Annotated in this window: 21 protein-coding genes; 7 read left to right on the top strand and 14 right to left on the bottom strand. The window is 73.9% G+C overall.

The features are described 5' to 3' along the window. Positions 1-27 precede the first annotated feature (27 nt). The 3 genes from ACIGQF_RS25080 to ACIGQF_RS25070 form a co-directional block, all read right to left on the bottom strand. Positions 28-1698 carry a PTS transporter subunit EIIC gene (locus tag ACIGQF_RS25080; RefSeq protein ID WP_399714193.1) on the bottom strand — a complete coding sequence of 557 codons (1671 nt, stop codon included), beginning with the start codon at positions 1696-1698 and terminating at the stop codon, positions 28-30. A 117-nt stretch (positions 1699-1815) separates the two neighbouring features. After that, positions 1816-2757, bottom strand: coding sequence for an N-acetylmuramic acid 6-phosphate etherase (murQ, locus tag ACIGQF_RS25075; protein ID WP_399714191.1), 942 nt, complete (start codon positions 2755-2757; stop codon positions 1816-1818). 56 nt (positions 2758-2813) lie between these two features. Continuing rightward, positions 2814-3794, bottom strand: a complete 981-nt coding sequence (locus tag ACIGQF_RS25070) for a MurR/RpiR family transcriptional regulator (RefSeq protein WP_399714188.1) — start codon at positions 3792-3794, stop codon at positions 2814-2816. A 124-nt stretch (positions 3795-3918) separates the two neighbouring features. Here ACIGQF_RS25070 and ACIGQF_RS25065 point away from each other — a divergent pair, with 124 nt between their 5' ends. Together ACIGQF_RS25065 and ACIGQF_RS25060 are read left to right on the top strand one after the other, a co-directional pair. Then, on the top strand, positions 3919-4278 hold the full coding sequence (locus tag ACIGQF_RS25065; RefSeq protein ID WP_361559207.1) for a hypothetical protein: 360 nt from the start codon (positions 3919-3921) through the stop codon (positions 4276-4278). Positions 4279-4288: 10 nt separating this feature from the next. Further along, the gene (locus tag ACIGQF_RS25060) at positions 4289-4555 is read left to right on the top strand and encodes a DUF4031 domain-containing protein (protein ID WP_399714185.1); all 267 of its coding nucleotides are present in this window, start codon (positions 4289-4291) and stop codon (positions 4553-4555) included. 126 nt (positions 4556-4681) lie between these two features. On the opposite strand, the gene ACIGQF_RS25055 is transcribed toward ACIGQF_RS25060, so the two are convergent. From ACIGQF_RS25055 to ACIGQF_RS25045, 3 genes are all read right to left on the bottom strand, one after another. Continuing rightward, complete coding sequence (locus ACIGQF_RS25055) at positions 4682-5974, bottom strand: Cmx/CmrA family chloramphenicol efflux MFS transporter (protein WP_399714442.1); 1293 nt, start codon at positions 5972-5974, stop codon at positions 4682-4684. Between the two features lie 170 nt (positions 5975-6144). Next, positions 6145-6462, bottom strand: coding sequence for a DUF397 domain-containing protein (locus tag ACIGQF_RS25050; protein WP_399714183.1), 318 nt, complete (start codon positions 6460-6462; stop codon positions 6145-6147). Beyond that, positions 6449-7285, bottom strand: a complete 837-nt coding sequence (locus ACIGQF_RS25045; RefSeq protein WP_399714180.1) for a helix-turn-helix domain-containing protein — start codon at positions 7283-7285, stop codon at positions 6449-6451. Before ACIGQF_RS25045 ends, ACIGQF_RS25050 begins: the two co-directional genes overlap by 14 nt. Positions 7286-7443: 158 nt before the next feature. Here ACIGQF_RS25045 and ACIGQF_RS25040 point away from each other — a divergent pair, with 158 nt between their 5' ends. Beyond that, positions 7444-7674, top strand: coding sequence for a hypothetical protein (locus ACIGQF_RS25040; RefSeq protein ID WP_361559219.1), 231 nt, complete (start codon positions 7444-7446; stop codon positions 7672-7674). 80 nt (positions 7675-7754) lie between these two features. Here ACIGQF_RS25040 and ACIGQF_RS25035 read toward each other — a convergent pair whose 3' ends face one another. After that, positions 7755-8444 (bottom strand): hypothetical protein, encoded by a 690-nt coding sequence (locus tag ACIGQF_RS25035; protein ID WP_399714176.1) that lies wholly within the window; start codon positions 8442-8444, stop codon positions 7755-7757. Between the two features lie 150 nt (positions 8445-8594). Here ACIGQF_RS25035 and ACIGQF_RS25030 point away from each other — a divergent pair, with 150 nt between their 5' ends. Continuing rightward, positions 8595-9296 (top strand): copper homeostasis protein CutC, encoded by a 702-nt coding sequence (locus ACIGQF_RS25030; RefSeq protein ID WP_399714173.1) that lies wholly within the window; start codon positions 8595-8597, stop codon positions 9294-9296. 90 nt (positions 9297-9386) lie between these two features. Here ACIGQF_RS25030 and ACIGQF_RS25025 read toward each other — a convergent pair whose 3' ends face one another. Further along, on the bottom strand, positions 9387-11525 hold the full coding sequence (locus ACIGQF_RS25025; RefSeq protein ID WP_399714170.1) for a HelD family protein: 2139 nt from the start codon (positions 11523-11525) through the stop codon (positions 9387-9389). 262 nt (positions 11526-11787) lie between these two features. Here ACIGQF_RS25025 and ACIGQF_RS25020 point away from each other — a divergent pair, with 262 nt between their 5' ends. Both ACIGQF_RS25020 and ACIGQF_RS25015 read left to right on the top strand, forming a co-directional pair. Beyond that, complete coding sequence (locus ACIGQF_RS25020; protein ID WP_399714168.1) at positions 11788-12024, top strand: hypothetical protein; 237 nt, start codon at positions 11788-11790, stop codon at positions 12022-12024. A 103-nt stretch (positions 12025-12127) separates the two neighbouring features. Then, complete coding sequence (locus tag ACIGQF_RS25015) at positions 12128-13516, top strand: glycosyltransferase 87 family protein (protein WP_399714165.1); 1389 nt, start codon at positions 12128-12130, stop codon at positions 13514-13516. A 178-nt stretch (positions 13517-13694) separates the two neighbouring features. Here the strand turns inward: ACIGQF_RS25015 and ACIGQF_RS25010 are convergent, their stop codons facing one another. Then, the gene (locus ACIGQF_RS25010; protein ID WP_399714163.1) at positions 13695-15344 is read right to left on the bottom strand and encodes a DNA repair helicase XPB; all 1650 of its coding nucleotides are present in this window, start codon (positions 15342-15344) and stop codon (positions 13695-13697) included. Between the two features lie 237 nt (positions 15345-15581). Continuing rightward, entirely contained in the window at positions 15582-18131 is a 2550-nt protein-coding gene (locus ACIGQF_RS25005) for a helicase-associated domain-containing protein (protein WP_399714161.1), read from the bottom strand. Positions 18132-18362: 231 nt separating this feature from the next. Here ACIGQF_RS25005 and ACIGQF_RS25000 point away from each other — a divergent pair, with 231 nt between their 5' ends. Then, positions 18363-19439, top strand: a complete 1077-nt coding sequence (locus tag ACIGQF_RS25000; protein ID WP_399714159.1) for a hypothetical protein — start codon at positions 18363-18365, stop codon at positions 19437-19439. Between the two features lie 196 nt (positions 19440-19635). Here the strand turns inward: ACIGQF_RS25000 and ACIGQF_RS24995 are convergent, their stop codons facing one another. From ACIGQF_RS24995 to ACIGQF_RS24980, 4 genes are all read right to left on the bottom strand, one after another. Next, positions 19636-20679 (bottom strand): ABC transporter substrate-binding protein, encoded by a 1044-nt coding sequence (locus ACIGQF_RS24995; protein ID WP_399714157.1) that lies wholly within the window; start codon positions 20677-20679, stop codon positions 19636-19638. Between the two features lie 135 nt (positions 20680-20814). Then, entirely contained in the window at positions 20815-21639 is an 825-nt protein-coding gene (locus tag ACIGQF_RS24990; protein ID WP_399714154.1) for an ABC transporter ATP-binding protein, read from the bottom strand. Then, a complete protein-coding gene (locus tag ACIGQF_RS24985) occupies positions 21636-22730 on the bottom strand; it encodes a FecCD family ABC transporter permease (RefSeq protein WP_399714152.1) in 1095 nt (364 codons plus the stop codon). Before ACIGQF_RS24985 ends, ACIGQF_RS24990 begins: the two co-directional genes overlap by 4 nt. Next, positions 22727-23764, bottom strand: a complete 1038-nt coding sequence (locus ACIGQF_RS24980; RefSeq protein WP_399714149.1) for a FecCD family ABC transporter permease — start codon at positions 23762-23764, stop codon at positions 22727-22729. The genes ACIGQF_RS24985 and ACIGQF_RS24980 overlap by 4 nt, the downstream gene beginning before the upstream one ends. Positions 23765-23854 lie beyond the last annotated feature (90 nt).

Here is a 23854-nt window from a genome sequence, read left to right as displayed (position 1 = left end):
GCTGCTGTGCCGCTCAGTGCGGAGGGGTCATACGGCCGCCGGGGCCTTGGCCGCGGCGGTGTCGCCGCCGGTGGCGGACGTGCCGGGGGCGGTGCCGCCGGCCACCGGAGCGCGGGTGGTGTCGGTGTTCAGGTCGGTGAGCATCTGCTTGCTGAAGCCGAAGAAGTAGGTGGCCAGGAAGCCGACGACATAGCCGGCGAGGAGGCCCACGGCGTAGATGACCGCCGTCGTGCCCAGGTCGTGGTTTCCCTTGAGGAGGGGGAAGAGGGCCCAGCCGGAGGGGCCGATGGCGGTGGAGCCGACGGCCGTGCCGAGCTGGTTGAAGAGGCCGACGAAGGCGCCGCCGAACGCGCCGCCGACGCAGGCGGTGATGAACGGCCGCCCGAGCGGGAGCGAGACGCCGTAGATCAGCGGTTCGCCGACGCCGAGGAAGCCGGCGGGGAGGGCGGACTTGATCGTCGTACGGATGGAGCCGTTGCGGGGGAGGCGGAGGTAGACGGCGACGGCCGCGCCGACCTGGCCCGCGCCGGCCATGGCCAGGATCGGCAGCAGGACCGTATAGCTCTGCTGCTCGATGAGGGTGGTGTGGATGGGGATGAGGGCCTGGTGCAGGCCGAGCATCACCAGCGGCAGGAAGAGACCGCCGAGGACGAAGCCGGCGAGCGCGCCGCCGTGGGCGAGGAGCCAGTTGGCGGCCGTACCGATCGCGGAGGAGACCTCACCCGCGGCGTACATCAGGCCGAAGATCGTCACCAGCCCGGTGAGCAGAACGGTGAGGGTCGGGGTGACCAGGACGTCCAGCGATTCGGGGACCCACTTGCGGCACCACTTCTCGATGTACACCGCCAGTACGGCGGCGCCGAGCGCGCCGAGGACGCCGCCCTGGCCGGGGGAGAGCTTCTGGCCGAACGCGGTGATGTTCGCGACGCCCGGGAAGACGATGATCGCCGCGACCGCGCCGCCGAGGATCGGCGTACCGCCGAACTCCTTCGCCGTGTTGAAGCCGACGAACACCGCGATCAGCGCCATGAAGCCGGAGGCGATGGCGGTCAGCGCGGGGACCAGGGCCGGCAGCCAGCCGAGGTTGGTCAGCAGGCCGTTGATGCCGGCGATGATGCCGCAGCCGATGAGGGCCGGGATCAGCGGGACGAAGATGTTGGCGATCCGGCGGAGGAACAGCTTGAAGGGGGTGGCGTTCGCCGCCTTCCGTCGGGCCTTGATCGCGGCGCCCTGAGCGGCCAGCTCGTCGGCGGTGAGGGGGGTGAGGGGGGCGGGGTCGCCGGGTGCCCCCGGTCCGTCGGACGAGCCGGAGGGGTGGGAGGAGCCGGTCGGGCTGGTCGGGGCGGCGGCTCCGGTGGTGCCGGCGGCCGGTGCGGGCCCGGTCGCCTGCGGCTCGGGGGCTGCCGTCCGCTCCTCCTCGACCAGTTCCTCGAAGACGGGCGTGACGCGGGCGACCGTGCCGGGGCCCAGCACGATCTGGTAGGTGTCGTCCTCGACCACTCCCATGACGGCCGGCAGCGCCTTCAGGGCGTCGTCCTGGACCAACGAGCGGTCCTTGATGCCGAGGCGGAGCCGGGTCATGCAGTGCGCGACGGACGTGATGTTGGCAGCGCCGCCCACGAGGGGCAGGAGCGCGGCGGCGGTGGCGCGGTTCTTGTCCGGGGAGCCGGAGTTCCCCTGGGGAGATGCAGAGGTCATGTGCAGGCGCTGTTCTGTCGGAGGGTGCGCGTCGTCGCGCGAGGGGGGGAGAGAGGGCGCCGCTCCCGGAGGGAGTGCGCGGGCGGGCGGTCGGCCGTCCTGGGCGGGGCGCCCCGGTCAGCCTTCCCGGGCTGCGGCCTGGAGGGCGGCGCGCAGGTGTCCTTGGGAGGCGGCGAGCAGGCGGGCCGCGGTCGGGCCGTCCACGGAGCCGAGGATGGTCAGGATGGCGTTCTTCACCTCCCCGTCGGTGGCGGTGAGCGCGTCCTCGATCTCCGCGTCGGACGCGCCGGTGGCCAGCGCGACGATGCGCCGGGACCGGGCCCGCAGCTTGTCGTTGGACGCCCGGACGTCGACCATCAGGTTTCCGTAGGTCTTGCCCAGCCGGATCATCGTGATGGTCGAGAGCATGTTCAGCACCAGCTTCTGGGCCGTACCGGCCTTCAGGCGGGTGGAGCCGGTCAGCAGCTCGGGGCCGACGACGACCTCGATGCCGTGGTCGGCGGCGGCCGCGAGCGCGGAGCCGGTGTTGCACGACAGGCCGATGGTCAGCGCGCCCTGGGCGCGGGCGTGCTCGACGGCGCCGATGGCGTACGGCGTGCGGCCCGAGGCGGAGATGCCGACCACCGTGTCGTCGGCGGTCAGGGCGAGCGCGTCCAGCTCGGCGGCGGCCAGGTCCTTGCTGTCCTCGGCGCCCTCCACGGCGGTGAGCATGGCGGGCGGGCCGCCCGCGATCAGCCCGATGACCTCTTCGGGGTCGGTGTTGAAGGTGGGCGGGCACTCGCTGGCGTCGAGGATGCCCAGCCGGCCCGCCGTGCCGGCCCCGGCGTAGATCAGCCGGCCGCCGCGGGCCATGCGGGCCGCCGTGCCGTCGATGGCGGCGGCGATCCGCGGCAGCTGCTCGGCGACGGCGGCCGGGACGGTGGCGTCCTCGCCGTTCATCGTGCGGGCGATGTCCAGGGTGGACATGCGGTCGATCTCGGCGAGCTCCGGCCGGAACGCCTCGGTGGTGAGGGTCTCCAACTGGGCCCGCAGCTCGGCGTGGTCAGCGGTGGAAGTCATGGTGTGGGGGTCTCCCGGTACGGCAGGGGGTGGGGCGGGTGGTGCGTGCGGGCGGGTCAGCGGGGGCGGGGGGAGTGGCGGTGCGCCAGGGCCTCGTAGGAGGCGGAGAGGGCGGGCGCCGCCGTCTCGTACGTGCGCTGGGCGACGCCGACGAAGAGGCAGTCGACGACGAGCAGCTGGCTCGTACGGGACGACATGGCCGCCGGGCGCAGCTCGCTCTCCCGGGCGGTGGAGGTGGTGAGTATGTGGTCGGCGTAGGAGGCGATCTCGCCGTCCGGGCGGCCGGTGATGGCGATCGTCGTCGCGCCGTGGTCGAAGGCGACCCGCAGCGGCTCTATGACGTCGGTCGTGCGCCCGGAGTGGGTGATCGCGATGGCGACGTCGCCGGTCCGCATCTGGACGGCGTTGGTCACGGCGAGGTGCGGATCGGCGTGGGCGTGCGCGATCAGGCCGATGCGCAGCAGCTTCTGTGCCAGGTCCTGGCCGACGAGGCTGGAGGCGCCGATGCCGTAGACGTCGATGCGGCGGGCGCCGGCGAGCGCGGCCACGGCCGCCTCCAGCTGGGTGGTGTCCAGCGCGGCCGCGGTGTCGGCGAGGCACTGCTGCTCTTCCTGCGCGAGCTTGGTGACCACGTCGGTGAGGGAGTCGTCGACCGCTATGTCGGCCGTGACCGCGGGCGCCCGGCCGGTGGCCTGCTGCGCGGCGAGGGCCGCGAGCGCCAGCCGCAGGTCGCGGTAGCCGGGGTAGCCCAGCAGGCGGGAGGTGCGGACGACGGTGGCCTCGCTGGTGCCGGTGCGTTCGGCGAGGCCGGTGACGGTGAGCGCGGCGCAGCCGGCCGGGTCGGCGGCGACGGTCTCCGCGACCCGCTGCATGGAGCGGGTCATGGACGGCGCCAGCGTGCGCACCTTGGCGGCGAGGGCCGCGGGGGCGGGCGGGGTCCGGTCCGGCTGGGGGCGGCGGGCGGCGCCGGGACCGGTTCGGGGAGTGGGGCGGTCGCCGGGGCTGCTGCTGAAAGTTTCCTTCAATTTCGCGCTCACCATTGAAAAGTAATTTCAGCTGTACGCGGCGTCAATACCTTTCCGTGGCCTGTGGACAACTTGGGGCCGGTCGGTGGACGGGAACGCGTGTGGGGCTCCGGCGCGTACGCGCGACAATGGGCGTATGGAGTTGGAACAGGCGCTGCACGCGGCACGGGCCCTGGTGATCGCGGATCTGATGGCGGACGAGGTCGCCGACGCGGACATCGTCTCGATGGTGGAGGACGCGGTCGCGCACCGGCGGTGGTGGGTGGAGCAGTGGCCGGAGGGGATCGAATTCGTCGCCGGGCTCGTCGCCCAGGACGTCCAGGACTCGCTGCTGGAGCGGTACGGCCGCTGGCCGCTGTGCCCGGTGTGCACCGACGGCGGCGACCCGCACGCGCTGGACGTGGAGCCGGAGCTGGGGCCCGACCCGCACTGGGTCTGCGCGAAGACGGCGGTCTCGGTGGCCCGTGTCGGCTCGCTCGGCACCGCGGGGCGCTGAGGGGCCCGGGGTGACGGTCTACATCGACCCGCCGACCTGGCCGGGGCACGGCCGGCTGTGGTCGCATCTGGTGAGCGACGTGTCGTTCGAGGAGCTGCACGCCTTCGCCGCCGGCCTCGGCGCGCCGCGCCGCGCTTTCGAGCGCGATCACTACGACCTGCCGGCGGAACGGTACGCCGACGCCGTACGGGCCGGCGCGGTCGAGATCGGCAGCAAGGAACTGGTGCGCCGGCTCACGGCGGCGGGGCTGCGCCGGCCGAAACACCGGCGGCACTGAACCCGCCCCCGGACGCCGGGCGCCGGGCGCCTACGTGGCGGGCGTGAGCCCTACGGATACGCAGCGGGGTCCGCCCTACGGATACGAAGCAGGCGCCCGCCCCGCATGCGGAGCAGGCGCTCGCCCTCAGAGGTGCTTCGCGCCCGTCGCCGCGCCCCGCTCGTCCGCCCCCGCTTCGTCGGCAACAGGCTCGTGGGCGGCAGTCTCGTAGGCAGCGGGCTCGTGGGTGCCCGGTTCGTCCGAGGAGGCGACGAGGCGGGAGGGGCTCGCCGAGCGCTGCGCACGGTAGGAGAGGGCGGTCGTGACGACCGCGGCGGCCGCCAGTGCCGCGCCGGTCCACGCCACGGCCGGGTAGCCCCAGTGCGCGCTGATGACCAGGCCGCCGAGCCACGGGCCGAGGGTGTTGCCGATGTTGAAGGCGGCCGTCGTGGTGGCCCCGGCCAGCGTGGGCGCGGCGTTGGCCACGTTGAACATCCGGGCGTTCAGGGCCGGTGCCGTGGCGAACGCCGTGACGCCCAGCATCAGCGAAAGCGCGATGGCGGCCACGGAGTTGTGCGCGGTGAGCGCGAGCGCCGCCAGGACGACGGTGGAGGCGGCGATGCCGCCGAAGAGGGTCGGGAAGAGGTGCGCGTCGGCGACCCGGCCGCCTATGTATGTACCGATGAGCGCGCCGACACCGAACAGCGCCAGGACCGTGGGCACCCAGCTCTCGGCGAGCCCTGCGGCGTCGGTGAGCAGCGGGGAGAGGTACGAGAACAGCGCGAAGACCGCGGCGGCGTTCAGCGCGGTGGCGCTGAGCGACAGCCAGACCTGCTTGTCCCGGTAGATCGCCAGCTCACGGCGGAGCTGCGGGCGGTCCTCACCCGTGGGCACCTCCGTGCGCGGCACGAGGGCGATCACGCCCACGAGGCCGATCGCGGAGAGGGCCGCCACACCCCAGAACGCGGCGCGCCAGCCGGCCGTCTGCCCGAGCAGCGCACCGGCCGGCACCCCCGCGATGTTGGCGATGCTGAGACCGCCGACCATCACGGCCATCGCGCGGGCGCGCGCCGTGAAGGGCACGAGCGAGACGGCCACCGCCGCGCCGACCGCCCAGAAGCCCGCGCAGGCCAGCGCGCTGACCACACGGGAGACGAACAGCACGGGGTACGAAGGCGCGAGGGCGCCCGCGACCTGGCCGAGACCGAAGACCGTGAGGAGCGCGATCAGCGTCGTACGGCGCGGCAGGCGGAGGGTGGCGGCGGCCAGCGTCGGTGCGCCGACCACCATGCCGATCGCGAAAGCCGAGACGAGCAGTCCGGCTTGCGGGATGGAGACGTCCATGTCCCGGGCCAGTGGCTGGAGGATTCCGGAGAGCATGAACTCGCTCGTGCCGAGAGCGAAGACGGACAGGCCGAGGATGTAGACGGCGAGGGGCATTCGGGCGCGTTCGGCGCGAGTGGAAGGGACAGGCATGACACGCATGAACAGTGTGAACAGGCATGACATTCCCGGCGGGTCCGCGCCGAAGTGACCGTCATCGGCCCGTACGGCCGTCTTCATCGGCAGGTGACGCGGCTGTTACCCGCCGCGTCCCGTCCCGGCGGTCATCAGGCGCCGGCGGCCCCGTCCAGCGCGCCGTCCCGCACCGCCGTGACAAACGCCGACCAGGCGGCCGGCGGCACGACGATCGCCGGGCCCCAAGGGATCTTGCTGTCGCGCACCGGGACGGCGCCGGGGGCGCCGTAGCCCATCTCCACGCAGTCGCCGCCGCTGCCGCCGCTGTAGCTGCTCTTGCGCCAGCGGACGGCGGAGAGGTCGAGCGCGTGGCCCGACGGGCGGCGGGCCGCGGTGCTGTGCGCACCGTGGCCCGCGCCGGGAACGGCGCGGTACCGCGCCGGGTGGAACGTGTCGTTATCCGTGATCATCGTGGAATTCCTTCGCCGCCAACTCGATCTGAACGAGGGACGCTTCGGGTGACAGTGCAGCGGCCCGGACGAGATCGTAAGCCAGGCCGTACCGTTCCACACGCAAAGGCTCATCCAACATCTGACCTGTTTCAAGGCCTTGTAGGTACGCGACGGGCGGTGCATCTGCGAATGTCATCAGCTTCAGCGAACCTTCGAGACCGGCGTGGGCGCCCTCCGAGTACGGCAGCAGTTGCACGATGACGCGATTTCGACGCATGAGCGCGGCTATATGGGTGAGTTGGGCGTGCATCGCGGCCGGACCGCCCACCGGGCGGCGCAGCACGTTCTCGTCGAGTACCGCCCAGAACAACGGGGTTGTTGGATTGTCGAGGATGCGGGCGCGGTCCAGCCGCGCCGACAGCAGGTTGTCGATGACCTCCTCGGGAGCCACCGGATGCACCGCGCGGAACACGGCTCGCGCGTATTCCTCCGTTTGCAGCAGCCCCGGGACGAGCAGGGGTGCGTACTCCCTGATCGACAGGGCTAAGGACTCGACCTCGACGGCGTCCGCGAAGTGTTCCGGATAGCGCGAGCGCTGGGCGGCCTCGGCATTCCGTGCGAAGAACCCGTCGGTGTCCAGGATCTCGTCGATCCGTCGTGCGTACTCCGTCTGCATACGTCGTGCGCCCGATTCGAGCTGGCCGATGAACGACCCGCTGACGAACATGGGTGCCCCGAGCTCGGCCTGCGTCAGCCCTGCTCTCTCCCGCTTGAATCGCAGCTCGGCGCCGTAGAGCGCCCTCGGTGATTCCGATGCGTCCAGTTGCTTCGGCTTCGGCATGGCCCACTCCCTGTCGTGCACCTGGTGTTGTTGGATGTCACCCTCTGTCAAGCTTAACCCCGGACCGTCACCATATAGACACAACCAGTGAGGCGCGACGGAGCGCGATTAGGCGCAGTGAGGCGCGGTGAGGCGCAGTGAGGTCAGCGACCGGAGAGATGAGGTACCCGGTGACGCTCCCGGCGAAGGGGTCGTACGTGGTCGACACCCGGTTCGGCAGGATCGGGGAGGTGATGGGACACGAAGGGCCCTACGTGCAGCTGCGCCCGCCGGGGGGCGGCCGCGAATGGGACTGCCCGCCGGCCGATGCCCGGGAGGCCACTCCGCGCGAACGGCTCGCCGCCCGTACGGCGCTGGCGAACGCGCGCAGCCGGGGCGAGCGCCGCTGAGCCGGCTGCGCGAGGAGAGATGAACGTGTGTGCGGTGCGCCCCGGACCCTGGCGCCTCCGCCCCGCCCCGGTCGTCGCCCTCATGACGTCAGAAGGTCGAGCTCCGTGCTGAGGTTCCGCCGGGCCAGCCGCTCCCATCTGTCGTGCCCCACCGGTGTACGGAACAGCCGCGGCAGCGCCAGCAGCTGCCGCAGGACGTCGGCCCGCCCGGCGCGGAAGGCCTCGTCCGGCACGAACCCGAACTCCTCCCGCACCGCAGCGGCGTACGCGGCGTACTGCTCGGGCGCCCCGGCCAGCACCGCCAGGTCCGCGTCGCACAGCACCTCGCCGTTGCTGTCGTCCTCCGCGGGATCGTGCGTGACCGTGAGCCGCACCAGTCGCGCGACCTCCGCCGTGCGCTCGGCGTCGATCCCCAGCTCCGGCAGCGCCCGTTCGGCCAGCGCGGCGCTGCGTTCCTCGTTCTCGGACCGGTCCGGCCGGTAGACGGCGTCGTGGAACCACGCGGCGAGCCGTACGGCATCCGGCTCGGCCGCGTGCGCGGCGAGTTCGTCGATCCGGTCCAGCACGGCGGTCAGATGGGCGGTCGTGTGGTACCGGCGCTGCGGCTCGGCCCAGCGCGCGAGCAGGTTGTCGGCGTACGGAGCGGGGTCCGGCATGGCGGACGCGGCGGTACCGGCGTCCCGGAGCGCCAGAACGGCGTCGTGCCAGCGGCGGCGCAGGAGGTCGCCCGCGTCCGTGCGGTCTGCGGTGTCCGTCGGAGAGGAAGCCATACGCCCATTGTGCGCATCCGGACCTGAGGCCCCACCACAGTGATCCGCGCCGATCGGTGGCGTGTCCGGGACGATTCCGCCGGATCGCTTTCGCGCCGTATCGGTGTCGCTCCGTAGCGGTGGCCTGCCGTGTGTGGCACTCTTGAGCACATGTCTAGACCAATCCTTGAGGTGATCGCGCTCGATGCCGCGGACGCCGCCGCGGCCGAGGCCGGAGGGGCGGACCGCCTCGAACTGGTCACGGACATGGCCGCCGACGGGCTGACCCCGCCGCGCGAGACCGTCGCCGCAGTGCGGGCCGCCGTCGGCATCCCGCTGCGCGTCATGCTGCGCGCGGCGGACGGCTTCGCGGCGGGCGACGCCCGTACGTTCGACGCGCTGTGCGCCGAAGCCGCGGCCCTCCGGGCCGAGGGCGCCGAGGAGTTCGTGCTCGGCTTCCTGGCCGAGGACGGCGGGCCCGACCTCGCGGCGCTGGACCGGCTGGCCGAGGTGATCGACGGCTGCCGCTGGACCTTCCACCGCGCCATCGACCGCGCCGCCGACCGCGACGGCCTGCGCAAGCGCCTCGACGGCCGGCCGGGCCTGGACACCTACCTCACCGCGGGCTCGCCCGCCGGCGTCGACGACGGGCTGTCGGTCCTCCTGGCCGAGGCGGCCCGTGCCGCCTCCGGCGAACCGGGGTACGACCCGCAGATCATGGCGGGCGGTGGCCTCGCCCTCGGCCATGTGCCCCGCCTCCGGGCCGCCGGCGTCACCGCCTTCCACATCGGCGGCGCGGCCCGCCCGCACGGCTGGTCCGCGCCGGTCGCCCCGGCCGCCGTCGAGACCTGGCGCACGGCAATCGACAGCTGAGCGGCCCACGCCCGCCGGGGGACCGGGGCTGCCGGGGCCCGCTCCCGCCGAGGGCTCGGCCCCGGGTCTCGGCCGGGGCCGACGGGCCCGTCAGCCCGCCAGTTCCTCCGGCAGCGGCGCCGCGTGCACGATCGTCAGCCCCGAGACGGCACGGGTGAGGCAGACGTACAGGCGGCGCAGGCCGGTCCGGTGGTCGGGCTCGGCGTCCACCAGCGCCGCCGGCTCGTCCAGCACCACGTAGTCGTACTCCAGACCCTTGGCGAGCGTGGCGGGCACGAGCGTGAGCCGGGCGTCCGCCGAGGTCTCCTCGCCCGGTTCCAGCGTGGCCAGGCCCGCCTCGGCCAGCGCCGCACGCAGGGCGGGGATACGGGGCTCGGCGGCGATCAGACCGATGGAACCCTCCCGCGCCAGCGCGTCGCGACAGGCCCCGACCACCGCAGCGTCCAGCGCCTCCGCCGTCGTCGGACGGATCCCGAAGTCGCCCGGCGACTCACGGATGGAGGTCGCCTCGGAGAGGTCCGGCGCGATCGCCGGGAGCAGCCGAGAGGCGTACGCGATCACCTCACGCGGCACACGGAAGCCCTGCGTCAGCTCCTCGACCTCGGCGCCCGGCTTGCCCAGGTGCGTCAGCGCCTCCTCCCAGGTGTCCGTCGACCACGGCGTCGTCCCCTGGGCGATGTCGCCCAGCACGGTCGCCGAACCCGTCGAACAGCGGCGCCCCACGGCCCGGTACTGCATGGGGGAGAGGTCCTGCGCCTCGTCCAGGACCACGTGCCCCAGCGAGTGCGTACGCTCCACCAGGTCGCGCGCCTCGTCGATGAGGACGGCGTCGGCCGGTGACCACTTGGCGCTGCGGACGCCGCGGGCGGGCCTGGTCCACAGGACGGTCTTCTGTTCCTCGTCGGTGAGGACGCCGTCGGCGTGCTCGGCGAGGAAGTCCGCGTCGCTGAGCAGCCGCAGCACCAGCTTGGCCGGGTCCACCGGCGGCCAGATCTCCTTGACCGTCGCCTTCACCGCGGCGTTCCGGGCGACCGCGTCCTGCACCCGGTCGTCGGGCGCCTCGCCGGCCCGCTCCATCTGGACGAGCACGGCGTGCGCGATACGGTGCGGCAGCGCCTCCCGGCCCGCGCCGTACCGGATGCCGCGGTCCAGCAACTGCGTGACGATCTCCTCCAGTTCGTACGCGGGCACGCGCCAGCGGCGGGAACCGCGGACCACCACGCATCCCTCGGTGGGCATCGTGACGTGCGCGCGCACGGCGCGGCGCAGCACCTCCGCCATCCGCGCGTCGCCCTTCACCATGGCGGCCGCGGCGTCGTCCGTGCCGCGCACCTCCACATGCGCGACGAGGTCGTCGACCGTGGCCTGCTTGACCTCCAGCTCACCCAGCGCGGGCAGCACCTGCTCGATGTAGTGCAGGAAGGACTTGTTGGGCCCGATGACGAGGGTGCCCGCGCGCGCCAGCCGCTCGCGGTGCGCGTAGAGGAGGTACGCGACCCGGTGCAGGCCGACGGCGGTCTTCCCCGTACCGGGCGCTCCCTGGACGCAGACAGTGCCGCCGATCCCGGCCCGGACGATCTCGTCCTGCTCGGGCTGGATGGTGGCCACGATGTCCCGCATCGGACCCACGCGCGGCCGCTCGATCTCCGTCTGGAGCAGCTTGGAGGTCTGCTCGGCCTCCGCCGGGTCGGTGAGGTGCTCGTCCTCGTACGCGGTCAGCTCGCCGCCGGTGTACCCGAAGCGGCGACGCAGCCGCAGGCCCATCGGGTCCTTCTTGGAGGCCCGGTAGAACGGCTGGGAGACCGGCGCGCGCCAGTCGATCACCATCGGGTCGCCGTCGGCGTCGTGGACGTGCCGCCGCCCGATGTAGAAGTCCTCGCCCTCCCGTCGCCCGCCACCGCCCTTGCCGGAGGCGCTCCGCGCCGCCCCTTTCGATGGCCCCTCGGCCAGCTCCGTCCCCGGCGCGTGCAGGTAGTCCAGCCGTCCGAAGAAGAGCGGCGTGTGGGAGAGGTCGGCGAGCGCCTTGATACGGGCGTCGATCTCGCCCTGAAGCACCTGGGCGTTGACCCAGTTCGCCGCGACGTCCTTGATGTTCAGCGATTCGGCGTCCGCGCGCATGGCACGGAGCGCGGAACGGGAAGCGGCGAGGTGCCGTCGTTCGCGCTCCAGGGGGTCGTTCTCGTGGTGCTCGGTCGTCTCGGCTTTCTGGTCCTGGGCGTGCGAGGGCACGGCTTCGCCTCCGGGCAGCTGCGGTGGTCTGGGGGCCGGCCGGTTTCCGTCCGGGCGGCGGCGCTCCTCGGCGAGAGCCGTCGGGAAGCGGGCAGACGCGCGATTGTAGCCAGCACCCAATGGACGCGCGACCGAATTAAAACGGCCCCGCATCCCCTAGGGGAGGGCCGTCGCGCGGTGCTTCCGGGGCCGTACGCCGCGCGACACGCGGATCGGTCCTTGGTCGGATGTGCGGCGGCCGGGTGAATCCCATCATGGAGACATGACCGACTACCTGAACACGCCACCCGATCCCAAGGCGGCCGGCCGTGCCAGACACGGCGCCCGCGCCGTCGCCCACGACACCGGGCACCGGCACCCCGTGGGCAGTGCCCTGCGGGCCGTGAAGGTCTTCGCAGGTACCGCCCTCAGCGTCGTCGTACTGGGCGAGTACGCCGACGACCGGTCCCCCGATACGTCACGGTCCTCGGACCCCGGCACCTCACGGCCCAAGGATTGACATCCGGACGTCCGGAAAGCGTCACGAAAGTTCGTGTGTGATCGATTAACGTCGCTGTAAACAGGGTGCAATCAGCATATGGCGACAAGGAGGGGTCACCCGCGTGTCTGCCGCCGACGGGAAGCCGATCCAGCGGACAACGCCCCTCGTGGGCAGGCCACGCACCACCCGGGAAACGCCGGACCCGCCGGCGGGCCGTACGGTCCCCACCCGGGCCCCTCGACCGCCCCGCACCCTCCCGCGCCACACGCTCCCCGCTGCGGCGCTGCTCGCGGTGTCCCTGACCGCGCTCGGCCTGGTGCACCTGATAGTGCCCATGCCGAACTCCGACATCCTCGTCTACCGGGCGATGGGCGACTCCGTCCTCACCGGCGGCGACCTCTACGGCTTCCGGGTCACCGAGTGGCACCTCCCCGCCACCTACCCGCCGTTCGCCGCCCTGCTGTTCGTACCGCTGGCGTGGTTCCCGACCGGTGTCCTGAAGGTCGCCTCGGTACTCGTCAACGTCGCGCTGCTCGCCCTGCTCATCCACCTCTCCGCGCGCCTCGCCGGACTGCGCGCCACGCACCGCGTCCCGTCGCTGCTCGCCGCCACCGCGCTCGCCCTCTGGCTGGAGCCGGTGTACCAGACGCTGGTCTTCGGGCAGATCAACCTCGCGCTGACCTGCCTCGTCCTGTGGGACCTCACCCGCCCCGACGGCGCCCGCGGCAAGGGCCTGGCCATCGGCATCGCGGCCGGCATCAAGCTCACCCCCGCGCTCTTCGCGGTGTACCTCCTGCTCACCGGCCGCGTACGGGCCGCCCTGGTCTCGCTCGCCGGCTTCGCGGGCACGGTCCTGCTCGGCGTCGTCGCCCTGCCCGGCGCCAGCGTGGAGTTCTGGACCGCGCGGCTCTACGAGACCGGCCGGGTCGGCGAGGCCTGGATCGTCGACAACCAGTCGCTCCAGGGCCTCGTCGCGCGCCTGCTGCACACCCCGCACCCCGGCACCGTCTGGGCGGCCGCCGCCGTGCTCACGGCCGTGGTGGGGATGGCGGCGGCCCGCCGGACGGGCCTGGTCGCGGGCCGGGAGGCGTGGGGCGTGCTGTGCACGGCGCTCACCGCGCTGCTCGTCTCGCCGATCAGCTGGTCCCACCACTGGGTCTGGTGCGTCCCACTGCTGGCGGTACTGGCCACGCACGTACGCGGGGACGCGTGGCGGCGTACGGCCTGGTGGGCGCTGACCGTGCTGTTCACCGCCCGCACGATGTGGCTGACGCCGCACAAGGGCGACCTGGACCTCGCCCTCCCGTGGTGGCAGCAGCCACTGGCGGCGCCGTACCCACTGATCGGCCTGGCCCTGCTCCTCACCGCGGTCTTCTGGCGAGGCGGCGCACTGACCGGCGTGGCGGCAGGCGCCCTGGCCCGCTCGGCGGCACCGGGCGGGGAGGCGGCAGAAGGCCGGGCAGCGGTACCGGGCCGGGACGGGGTACCGGCGCCTCGGTCACCGCGTTAGGCGTGCGGTGCCTGGTCGCCGCGAGCGCCAGGCGTACCGTTTCGCTCCCCACTTCCCCCATTGGGGAGGCGGCGAGGCCCCTTCTCAACACAGTACCGAGGGGTACTGACATCGGACCGCTACTGACCACGGACCGACGGTCACGGGCCCGCCGCCTTGTCGGGCTCTGCCCTGCGGCTCACGCCCCCTCGTCCGCCAGGAGTTCGTGGGCGTCCACGATGCGGTACGCGTAGCCCTGTTCGGCCAGGAAGCGTTGGCGGTGGGCTGCGAAGTCCTGGTCGATGGTGTCGCGCGCGACGACCGAGTAGAAGCGCGCCTCGTGGCCGTCCGCCTTCGGGCGGAGCACCCGGCCGAGGCGCTGCGCCTCCTCCTGGCGTGAGCCGAACGTGCCGGAGACCTGGATCGCGACGGTTGCCTCCGGCAGGTCGATCGAGAAGTTCGCGACCTTGGAGACGACCAGAACGGACAGCTCGCCCTCGCGGAACGCGTTGAAGAGCTTCTCGCGCTGCGCGTTGCTCGTGTCGCCCTTGATGACCGGCGCGTCCAGATGCTCGCCCAGCTCGTCCAGCTGGTCGATGTACTGCCCGATCACCAGGGTCTGTTCGCCCGCGTGCCGGCGCACCAGCGCCTCGGTGACCTGCTGCTTGGAGCCGGTCGTCGCGCAGAAGCGGTACTTCTCGTCGCTCTCCGCCGTGGCGTACGCCAGCCGCTCCGAGTCGGTCAGATTGACGCGGACCTCGACGCAGTCGGCGGGCGCGATGTAGCCCTGCGCCTCGATCTCCTTCCACGGTGCGTCGAACCGCTTCGGGCCGATGAGCGAGAAGACGTCGGACTCGCGGCCGTCCTCGCGGACGAGCGTGGCCGTCAGGCCCAGCCGTCGCCGCGCCTGGAGGTCGGCGGTGAACTTGAAGACCGGCGCGGGCAGCAGGTGCACCTCGTCGTAGACGACCAGGCCCCAGTCGCGGGAGTCGAACAGCTCCAGATGCGGGTAGACGCCCTTCCGCTTGGTCGTCAGCACCTGGTACGTCGCGATGGTGACCGGCCGGATCTCCTTCTTCGTACCGCTGTACTCGCCGATCTCGTCCTCGGTCAGCGACGTGCGCTTCACCAGCTCGTGCTTCCACTGGCGCGCGGAGACGGTGTTCGTCACGAGGATCAGCGTGGTCGCCTTGGCCTCGGCCATCGCGCCCGCGCCGACCAGCGTCTTGCCCGCGCCGCAGGGCAGCACGACGACGCCGGAGCCGCCGTGCCAGAAGTTCTCCACGGCCTGCTGCTGGTACGGCCGCAGCGACCAGCCGTCCTCGGCCAGCTCGATCGGATGCGCCTCGCCGTCGACGTAACCGGCCAGGTCCTCGGCCGGCCAGCCCAGCTTCAGCAGCGTCTGCTTGATCTGGCCGCGCTCGGAGGGGTGCACCGCGACCGTGTCCGGGTCGATCCGGGTGCCGACCAGCGGCTGCACCTTCTTCGACCGCAGGATCTCCTCCAGCACCGGGCGGTCGGTGGTGGTGAGCACGAGGCCGTGCGCCGGGTCCTTGCTGAGGGTGAGGCGGCCGTACCGGGACATCGTCTCGGCGATGTCGACGAGCAGCGCATGCGGGACCGGGTAGCGGGAGAACGCCACCAGCGCGTCCACGACCTGCTCCGCGTCGTGCCCCGCGGCCCGCGCGTTCCACAGGCCGAGCGGCGTCACCCGGTAGGTGTGGATGTGCTCCGGGGCGCGCTCCAGCTCGGCGAAGGGGGCGATGGCCTGCCGGCAGGCGTCCGCCTGCTCGTGGTCCACCTCCAGCAGCAGCGTCTTGTCGCTCTGGACGATGAGGGGTCCGTTCACGCGCCTCGCCTTTCGCTTCGCCTGCGCCCGCCCGCCGTCACCGGGAGGCCCGGCCGCCCGTACGTACGGCCAAACGTCCAGTGTGCCGCATCCGTGCCGAAGCGGGGGCCGGGCCGGAGTGCGGCCCCGAAGCGGCGCGCCCCGCGGCCGGGCATGCACGCCCCGGCAGCCAGACACGCGCGCCCCGCACCTCGGAGCCGCGCGCCCCCGCATTCCGGGAGCGCGCGTTCCGCGGTGTCAGGAAGCGGCGTCGTCGGCGAGCTCGGCTACGCCCGTGATGCGGTGCAGCGCGTATGTGCGGACCTCGTCGGCGGTGTGGTCGTACGCGGTCACGAAGCCGCCCTCGACGCGGACGGGCGCGATGACGCGCTGGCTGGCCGCGCCGTCGGCGTTGACGTACCCGATCCACAGCGCCGAGTTGGTCAGCGCCGCCGCCTGCACCGTGGCCAGCGTCTCGGCCGACGTCGTGCGCGGCAGCCGGCCGGGCGCGGGCGCCGCGGCCGCCGGGCCCGGCTTGCGTTCGGCGGTGGCCGCGAGGTCGCCCGCGCGGATGGCCCGTACTGCGGCCTCCAGCAGCGTGGCGTCCGGGGGCGGCGGGCCGTCGGGGACCGGCGCCGGCGCGGTGCGCGGCGGGGTGCGGTGGGCGTCCGCGCGGGTGATCACCACGTCCCCCTCGGCGGACTCGGCGGCGGGTGCGTACCCCATCGCGCGCAGCCCTTCCAGGAGGGCGTCCGGCGCGGCCTGGGCGGCCAGCACGGTCGGGGCGAGGCGGCGCAACCGCAGCCCGTCGGCGCGCCGGTCGGCCAGGATCTCGTTCAGCAGCGCGTCGTCGTCGCAGCGTACGTAGGCGGAGGCGGCGCCCACCCGGAGCCGGCCGTGTCTGCGTGCCACGTCGTCGATCAGGTACGCGAGCGGCTGCGGCACCGGCGTACGGGAGTGGGCGGTGAGGAACGCCTGGATGTCGGTGGCGGACCGGCCCGCGTCCAGGGCGCGGCGTACGGAGCCGGGCGTGAAGCGGTAGACGGTCGCGCCGCCCTTGGACTCCACGTCGGCCAGCACATCGAGGGCGTCGGCGAGCGGGCGCTCCAAGGGGCCGGGCGCGACGGCGGTCAGGTCGGCCTGGAGGAGGACGTGGTCCAGGGGGGAGGGCAGCAGCGGGGCGAGGGCAGCGGCGGCGGCCCGGCGGGCCTTCTCGTCGTCGGCGTCCGGGCCGGTCTCCAGGAGGGCGCGGGTGTGGCCCGCAAGGGCGCCGCGGCCGGTGAGGCCGAGGAGTTCGGCCTCGTGGAGGGACCACAGGGCGATACGGGAGCGGAGGTCCTGCGGGGCGGTGTGCGCCGCGTTCCCGGCGGCGTTGTGGTCGGCGGTCCGGCCGTTCTCCGGCGCGTTGCCGGGGGCGGCGGCCCGGTCGGCGGCGCGGAGCGGCCGCTCCCAGCGGAGGCGGGCCAGGACGGCGTCCTGCGGGACGGCGGTGCCGGGCGGGACGCTGCCGAGCAGGGCGAGGACGCGGTGCCGCACCTCGGGTGCGGGGGAGCGGTCCAGGTGCGGGCCGAGCGCTGCGAGGGTGCGGCCCTTGGTGTCGGCGGTGCCGACGAGGCCTGCCGTGCGGGTCGCGGCCAGCCAGGCGGTGGCCAGCCGGACCCAGCGCTCCTCGGCGGGCAGCTGCCGCCAGTCCTCGGCGGCGGGCGTGGGTGCGTACTGCTCGTCGGCCTCGCCGTCCGAGGCCACCAGCCCGGCCGCGTACGCCAGTTCCAGCCAGAAGGCGGCGGTGTGCACTCCGGTGTCCAGCGCTGTCGCGGTCCGCTTGAGGTCGCGGACGCTCAGGCCGCCGGCGCGCAGTACGGGCGGGCCGCCGAGGTCCCACTCCTTGAGCAGCTCCTCGATCGTGTCCAGCGCGGTGAACGCCTGGCCGGCGGCGGTGCGGTCCACCATCTCCGGATCGCGCGCGGTGGCAGGCGCGAGGGCGGGGGGCTGCGGCTCCGGCGCCCGGTGCGCGCGCCCGGCGCGCAGGTGCAGGGCGGCCTCGCGGGGAAGCACGACGTTCCGCGCGCCCACCGGGAGCAGCACGCCGCGGTCCAGCAGCCAGCGCAGGTGCGGCGCGGGCTGCGCGGTCACGGAGCCGTACGGCGGGCCCCAGACCAGCCGGTCCAGGACGGCCAGGGACTCGGCGGGGGCGTCGTCCAGCAGCGTCGCCATGGCGGCGCGGTCCTCGAAGAGCGAGGCCAGCGCGGCGACGGCGGTCACCGGATCGGGGGTGGCGGGCAGCCCGGCGGTGGCCAGGATCTCCTGGAGGCGGCCGGGGGACATGCCCGAGGCGGCCTCGGCGACGGTGGGGCCGAGGCCGGTGGGGGAGGGGTGCGTGGCGCTCGGGGCGAGGAGTTCGCGGGCGGTGCGGACGAGCCGGAGCCGGTCGTCGGGCCCCCAGACCAGCGCCTGGGCGCGGAGGGTGGCCAGCGCCTCGGGGAGCCGGTCGGCGACGGCGGCGCGCAGCTGCGGGTCGGTGTCGGCCGCGTCCTCGTCGCCCGTCATCAGCCCGGCGAGCGTGCCGTACGGGCAGGGGTCGGGGGCGACGGCGAGCGCCTCGGCGGTCTGCAGCGCGAAGGCGTCCAGCCGCTCCACGGCGCGGACCACGGAGGCCCGCGTGCCGGCCCGGGTGGCCAGCTGGGTCAGGTCGCCGGGGACGGGGTTGAGCAGGTCGGGCCGGGACCGCAGCAGAGCGGACAGGTCGACGTCCGGCCGGTTGCGCAACTCCTCGGCCAGCGTGCGGGGGGACGGATTGCTGCCGCTCATTCGCCCCACGTTACCGTCTGGCGGCCGGTGGGCCGATGGTTGCGGGTGGGGCGCCGGTGCCCGCGCGCCCGTGAGAACCGCTGCCCGCCCCCTGTCCGCGCGGGTGTGGAAAGCCTTGTCCGCGCGCCTGTGGAAAAGCCGCTGCCCGCCCCCTGTGGAAAAGCGTGGGAGGGGGCGGCGCGAGGGGTACCGTCGGAGCGGCGGGAATCGGCCTGGCGCAGAGGTGTTTCGGTGGGGATCGAGAGTGATCAGCTGGTCTTCGACTACCTGAGCCGGGTGGGCGACCTGGCGCAGGGACGGGGCCTGACGGCCCGGCAGCGTATGGAGCTGGTCGCCCGGCTGCGGTCGCGGATAGACGCGGACCGGGGCCGGGGCGGCGGCGACGTCAAACGCCTCCTCGCGAGGCTGGGCACGCCCGAATCGGTGGTCGCGGCGGCGGTCAGCGGCGAGGAGCCGGTGCCGGAGGAGCCGGCCGGGGGGCCGGCGGAGCGGCGGCCGGGCGCGCTGCCCTCGCTGCTCAAGCGGCAGCCGAAGCAGGGGGGCCAGGCGCCCGCGCCCCGTGGTGGCGCGCAGCCGATGGTGCCTCAGCAGGGCGCCCCGCCGCCGCATCTGGCGGACCTGGACCAGCTCGGCGGCCGGGACGCGACGGCCGAGGAGGAGCCGGACTGGTGGCGCGTGTCGGCCGAGCCGTTCGGCACGGCCGAGCCGTACGGCCCCGGGGAGACCGTGCCCGGCTTCGTCGGCGGCATCGAGATCGAGGAGATACGGCGCCCGCCGGAGACCGACGAGGAGGAGGCCGAGGAGCCGGCGGCCGGCACGGAGGCGGCGGACACGGGGCGGGGCGGGCTGCCCGGCGTGCTGAAGAAGGCGACAGGCAAGGCGCTGCCCTGGCGGCGGGGCGCCCCCGCCGCGCCGGCCGCAGCGCCCGCTGCCGAGGGGGCCGGCGAGGCGGTGGCGGTGGCGCCGCGGCCGAAGCCGAGCCCGGTCCTGGTGCTGGCGGTGCTGCTGCTGGCAGCGGGTGCCGCGGTCGGCAGCTGGCTCGCGGCCGCGCTCGGCTGGGTCGTGGCGTACTCCTCGCGCAAGCTGTCGCGTGCCGAGGCCAAGTTCGCTGCGCTGGGCGTGCCGGGGCTGGTGTGCGTGGCGGCGCTGGTCTGGCTGTGGGGCCGGTTCGCCGGCAAGTGGGGCGACCCGCTCGGCCAGGACCGGCTGGGTCCGGTGCTGACCGACGCGCTCCCGGTCGTCGTCCGTGTCGCGGCCGTCGCCTCCGCGCTCTTCCTGCTGTGGCGCATACGGCGAGGGCCGCGATGAGGGGCCGACGGCCGCGGTGAGGCGAGGGGCCGCAGTGAGGGAGGCGAGGGCCGCGGTGAGCGGACGGCCTCCGGCCCACTTCGCCGGGCCCGGTCCACTTCACCGGGCCCCGGCCCCGGCCCACGCAGCCGGAGCCCGGTCCAGCGCGCCGGGCCTGGCCCTCGTCAGGCCCCGGCCCGCTTCGCCAGCCCCCGGCCTACTTCGTAAGGTCCCGCTTCAGCTCATCTAGGATGCGGTCGGCCGCGGTGTAGCCGATGCCCTGGAGCCAGAGCTGGTCGGAGACGCGGAAGGCGCGGCCGTTCTGCACGGCCTTCATGTTCTTCCACAGCGCGCCGCCGGTTACCTGGCTCTCCTTGGACTTCTCGGGGCTGCCGTACGCCGAGTAGAAGACCGCGTCCGCGTCGGCGCGGGTGATCTGCTCCGGGCCGATCTCGGTCATCAGGCCGTCCTTGGCGTCCTTCACCACGTCGGTGGGGGCGGTGCCGATGTCGTCCAGGAGGGTGCCGATGTAGCTCTGGCAGCCGTAGATGCGGGTGTCGGCGCCCTCGACGAAGCGCACGACGTTGGTGGTCTTCTTCGCGGCCGCGTCGGCGCCACCGAGCGCATCGGTGACCTCTGCCGCGTGCCTCTCGTACGCGGCGGCCGTCTTCCTGCCCTCCTCGACCTTGCCGAGCGCGTCGGCGTGCGTGGCGAAGTTCTGCTTCCACGGGTAGCCGGTGGTCTCGGTCATCACCGTGGGGGCGATCTTCTTCAGCTGCTCGTAGCGCTGCCCGTCGCGGACCTTGCTGGTGAGGATGAGGTCCGGCTTCAGGGCCGTGATCGCCTCCATGTCGGGCGTGCCGATCGTGCCCACGTCCTTGATCCCGGCGACCTTGTCCTTGGGCAGGTACGCCAGGAAGCCGGAGGCCACGTCGGCGTGGGTGGCGCCGACCGGCTTCACGCCGAGGGTGAGGGCCGAGTCCAGCTCGGCGGTGTCCAGGACGACGACGCGCTTCGGGGCGGCGGGGACCTTCACGCCGCCCATGGCGGTCGGCACGGTGTGCGCGCCGTCGGCCGGCTTCGCCCACGTGGTCTTCGGCTGGGCGGGACAGTCGGTGGCCTTGAAGGAGCCGCCGCCGTTCTTGGACCCGGCGCCACCGGTGGCACCGGTGGCGCCGCAGGCGGACAGGGCGACGGTGGCCGCGGCCAGGACGGCGGCGGCGCGGAGGGGACGGGGTACGGGGACGGAGACGGAGACCATGAGCGGGCCTTTCGGAGGGGAGCGGAGGGGAGCGGCCCCGGAGCCGAGGGGAGACCCCGGAGCGGTGGCCCGGGGCCGAGGAGAAGCCCCGGAGCGGTGGCCCGGGGCCGAGGGACGGCCCCGGGACGGGGACGGTCAGCCGTCGGCGGGGGACTGCCAGGGCCGGCCGGGGACGACCAGCGGGGAGCCGGTCACAGGGTCGGGGACGACGACCGAGTCGAGGCCGAAGACGTCGTGGACCAGCTCGGCGGTGACCGTCTCGGCGGGCGGGCCCTGGGCGACGATCCGCCCGGCCTTCATCGCCACCAGGTGGTCGGCGTAGCGCGCGGCCTGGTTGAGGTCGTGCAGGACGGCGACGACGGTGCGGCCGCGCTCGTGGTTCAGCTGCCGCACCAGGTCCAGCACCTCGACCTGGTGGGAGATGTCCAGGTAGGTGGTGGGCTCGTCGAGGAGCAGCAGGTCGGTCTCCTGGGCGAGGGCCATGGCGATCCAGACGCGCTGCCGCTGGCCTCCGGAGAGGGCGTCGACGGGCCGGTCGGCCAGCTCGATGACGTCGGTACGGTCCATCGCCTCGGTGACCGCGCGCTCGTCCGCCTCCGACCACTGCTGCCACCAGTGCTGGTGCGGCTGGCGGCCGCGGGCGACGAGGTCGGCCACGGTGATCGCCTCGGGCGCGACGGGCGTCTGCGGCAGCAGGCCGACCGACTGGGCGATCTTCCTGGTGGGGATGCGGGCGAGGTCCGTACCGTCCAGCAGCACCGCGCCCCCGCGCGGCTTCAGCAGCCGGCCCAGCGCCCGCAGCAGCGTGGACTTGCCGCAGGCGTTCGGCCCGACGACGACGGTGACGGCGCCGTGCGGGACGTCCAGGTCCAGCCCGTCGACGACGGTGCGGTCCTCGTAGGCGAGGGTCAGCCCGCGTGCGGTGAGCCTGCTCGCGGTGCGGTCGTCGATGGTGGTCACGCGCTTCCTCCCGCGGCACGGCGCCGGGCGCTGTGCCCTCTCACGAGCAGATGGATCAGGTACGGGGCGCCGATGGCCGCGGTCAGCACGCCGACCGGCAGCTCGGTCGGCGCGAACAGCGTGCGGGCCGGCAGGTCGCCGAGGACCACGACGCACGCGCCCAGCAGCGCCGAGCAGAGCAGCGGTATCTGCGCGGTACGGGTCAGCCGGCGGGCGATCTGCGGTGCCAGCAGCGCCACGAAGTCGACAGGCCCCGCGGCGCCGGTGGCCAGCGCGGCCAGCAGCACCCCGAGCGTGGCCAGGCCGAGCCGGGTGCGGCCCAGCCGTACGCCGAGCGCGGTCGCGGTGTCGTCGTCCATCGAGACGGTGCGCTGCGCGCGGGCCGCCCACAGGACGCAGGGGATCAGGACGAGCAGTGCCCAGGCGAGCGGTAGGGCCTCGGCCCAGCCCCGGCCGTTGAGCGAGCCGACCATCCAGACCTGGGCCTTCTGCGCCACGAGGTAGTCGCCCTTGGTCAGGAACAGCTGGGTGACCGAGCGGAGGGCGACGGCGAAGCCGATGCCGATGAGGACGAAGCGGGTGGCGTGCAGCCCGCCGCGCCAGGCGAAGACGTAGACCAGCGCGGCGGCGAGCAGGCCGCCCGCGACGGACAGGTACGGCAGGACGGCGTACGAGCCGATGCCGAAGGTCATCGCGCCGACGGTGAACGCGCTCGCGCCCTGGGTGATGCCGATGATGTCGGGGCTGGCGAGCGGGTTGCGCGCGACGGTCTGGATGAGCGCGCCGGCCACGCCGAAGGCGGCGCCGGCCAGCAGCCCGACGCACATCCGGGGCAGCCGCAGCGTGCCGACCACGAGCGCGTCGGGCGAGGGGTGCCCGAGTACGACCTTGATCACCTCGGTGGGCGCGACGGCGTGCTCGCCGAGGGAGAGGTACGCGACGCAGCCGGCGGCCAGCACGAGGGTGAGCACGGCGGCGACGAGCGCGGCCCGGCGGTGGATCAGGAAGGCGGTCCGGCCGGCGCGCAGCAGCGCGTGGCCGGCCGGGCGTATCGGAGCCGGAGGGGCCTGAGTGGCGGAGGCGGAGGTCATGCCGCCACCGCCTTCCGGCGCACCAGCGTGACCAGGAACGGGACGCCGATCAGGGCCGTCATCACCCCGGCCGGCACCTCGGAGGGCGGGAAGAGGACGCGGCCCACGGTGTCGGCGACCAGCACCATCACCGGGCCGATCAGCGCGGCGGTCGGCAGCACCCAGCGGTGGTCGCTGCCGACGAGGGCGCGGGCCAGGTGCGGCACGGCGAGACCGACGAAGGCGACCGGGCCGGCCGCCGCGACGCCCGCGCCGGTCAGCACGGCGGCGCCGAGCCCGCCCACGATCCGTACGGTGGCGACCTTCTGGCCCAGCCCCTTCGCGACGTCCTCGCCGAGCGCCAGGGCGTCCAGGCCGCGCGCGACGACGACCACCAGCACCGCGCCCACCAGCAGGAACGGCCAGATCTGGGCGGCCACGGCGGCGTCCCGGCCGGTCAGCGAGCCGACCTGCCAGAACCGGAACTCGTCCAGCGCCGCCGACCTGGTCGTCAGCACCGCCATGGTCACCGCGACCAGCAGCGCGTTGATCGCTGCACCGGCCAGCGCGAGCTTGACGGGGGTGGCGCCACCGCGGCCGCGCGCGGCGACGGCGTACACGAAGACGGCCGCGAGCGCGGCACCGGAGAAGGCGACGCCGACGTATCCGGAGAGCGAGTGCACGCCCGCGAAGGCGATGGCCAGGACCACGGCGGCCGAGGCGCCCTGGCTGATGCCGAGGACACCGGGGTCCGCGATCGGATTGCGGGTGATGCCCTGCATCGCCGTGCCGGCCAGCGCGAGCGCGGCGCCGACCAGCAGCCCCACGAGGGTGCGCGGCAGCCGCAGGAACAGCACGATCTGCGCCGCTTCGCTGTCGCCTCCATAGAAGAGCGCGTCGAGCACCTCGCGGGGCGCGATCGCGCGGCTGCCCACCGCGAGGGAGAGGAGCACCGCGAGCAGCAGTGCGAGCGACGCTGCGGCAGTCCAGCAGATGCGGCGTCGTGCCGGAGAGCTTCTGGGGCTGCCGGCCAGGGCGACTGACATCGGTTCCATTCCGCGGAGCGCAGTGTTCAGATGGAGCGTGTACGCGTACGGAGGGGAGGCGTACGCCTACGGAGGAAGAAGGTAAGGCTCCGCTAAGTG

The organism is Streptomyces sp. NPDC053560 (genome assembly GCF_044544605.1).
Lineage (GTDB): Bacteria > Actinomycetota > Actinomycetes > Streptomycetales > Streptomycetaceae > Streptomyces.
Note: the sequence above shows the minus strand (reverse complement) of the source record. Positions and strands in the feature narration are given on the sequence as shown.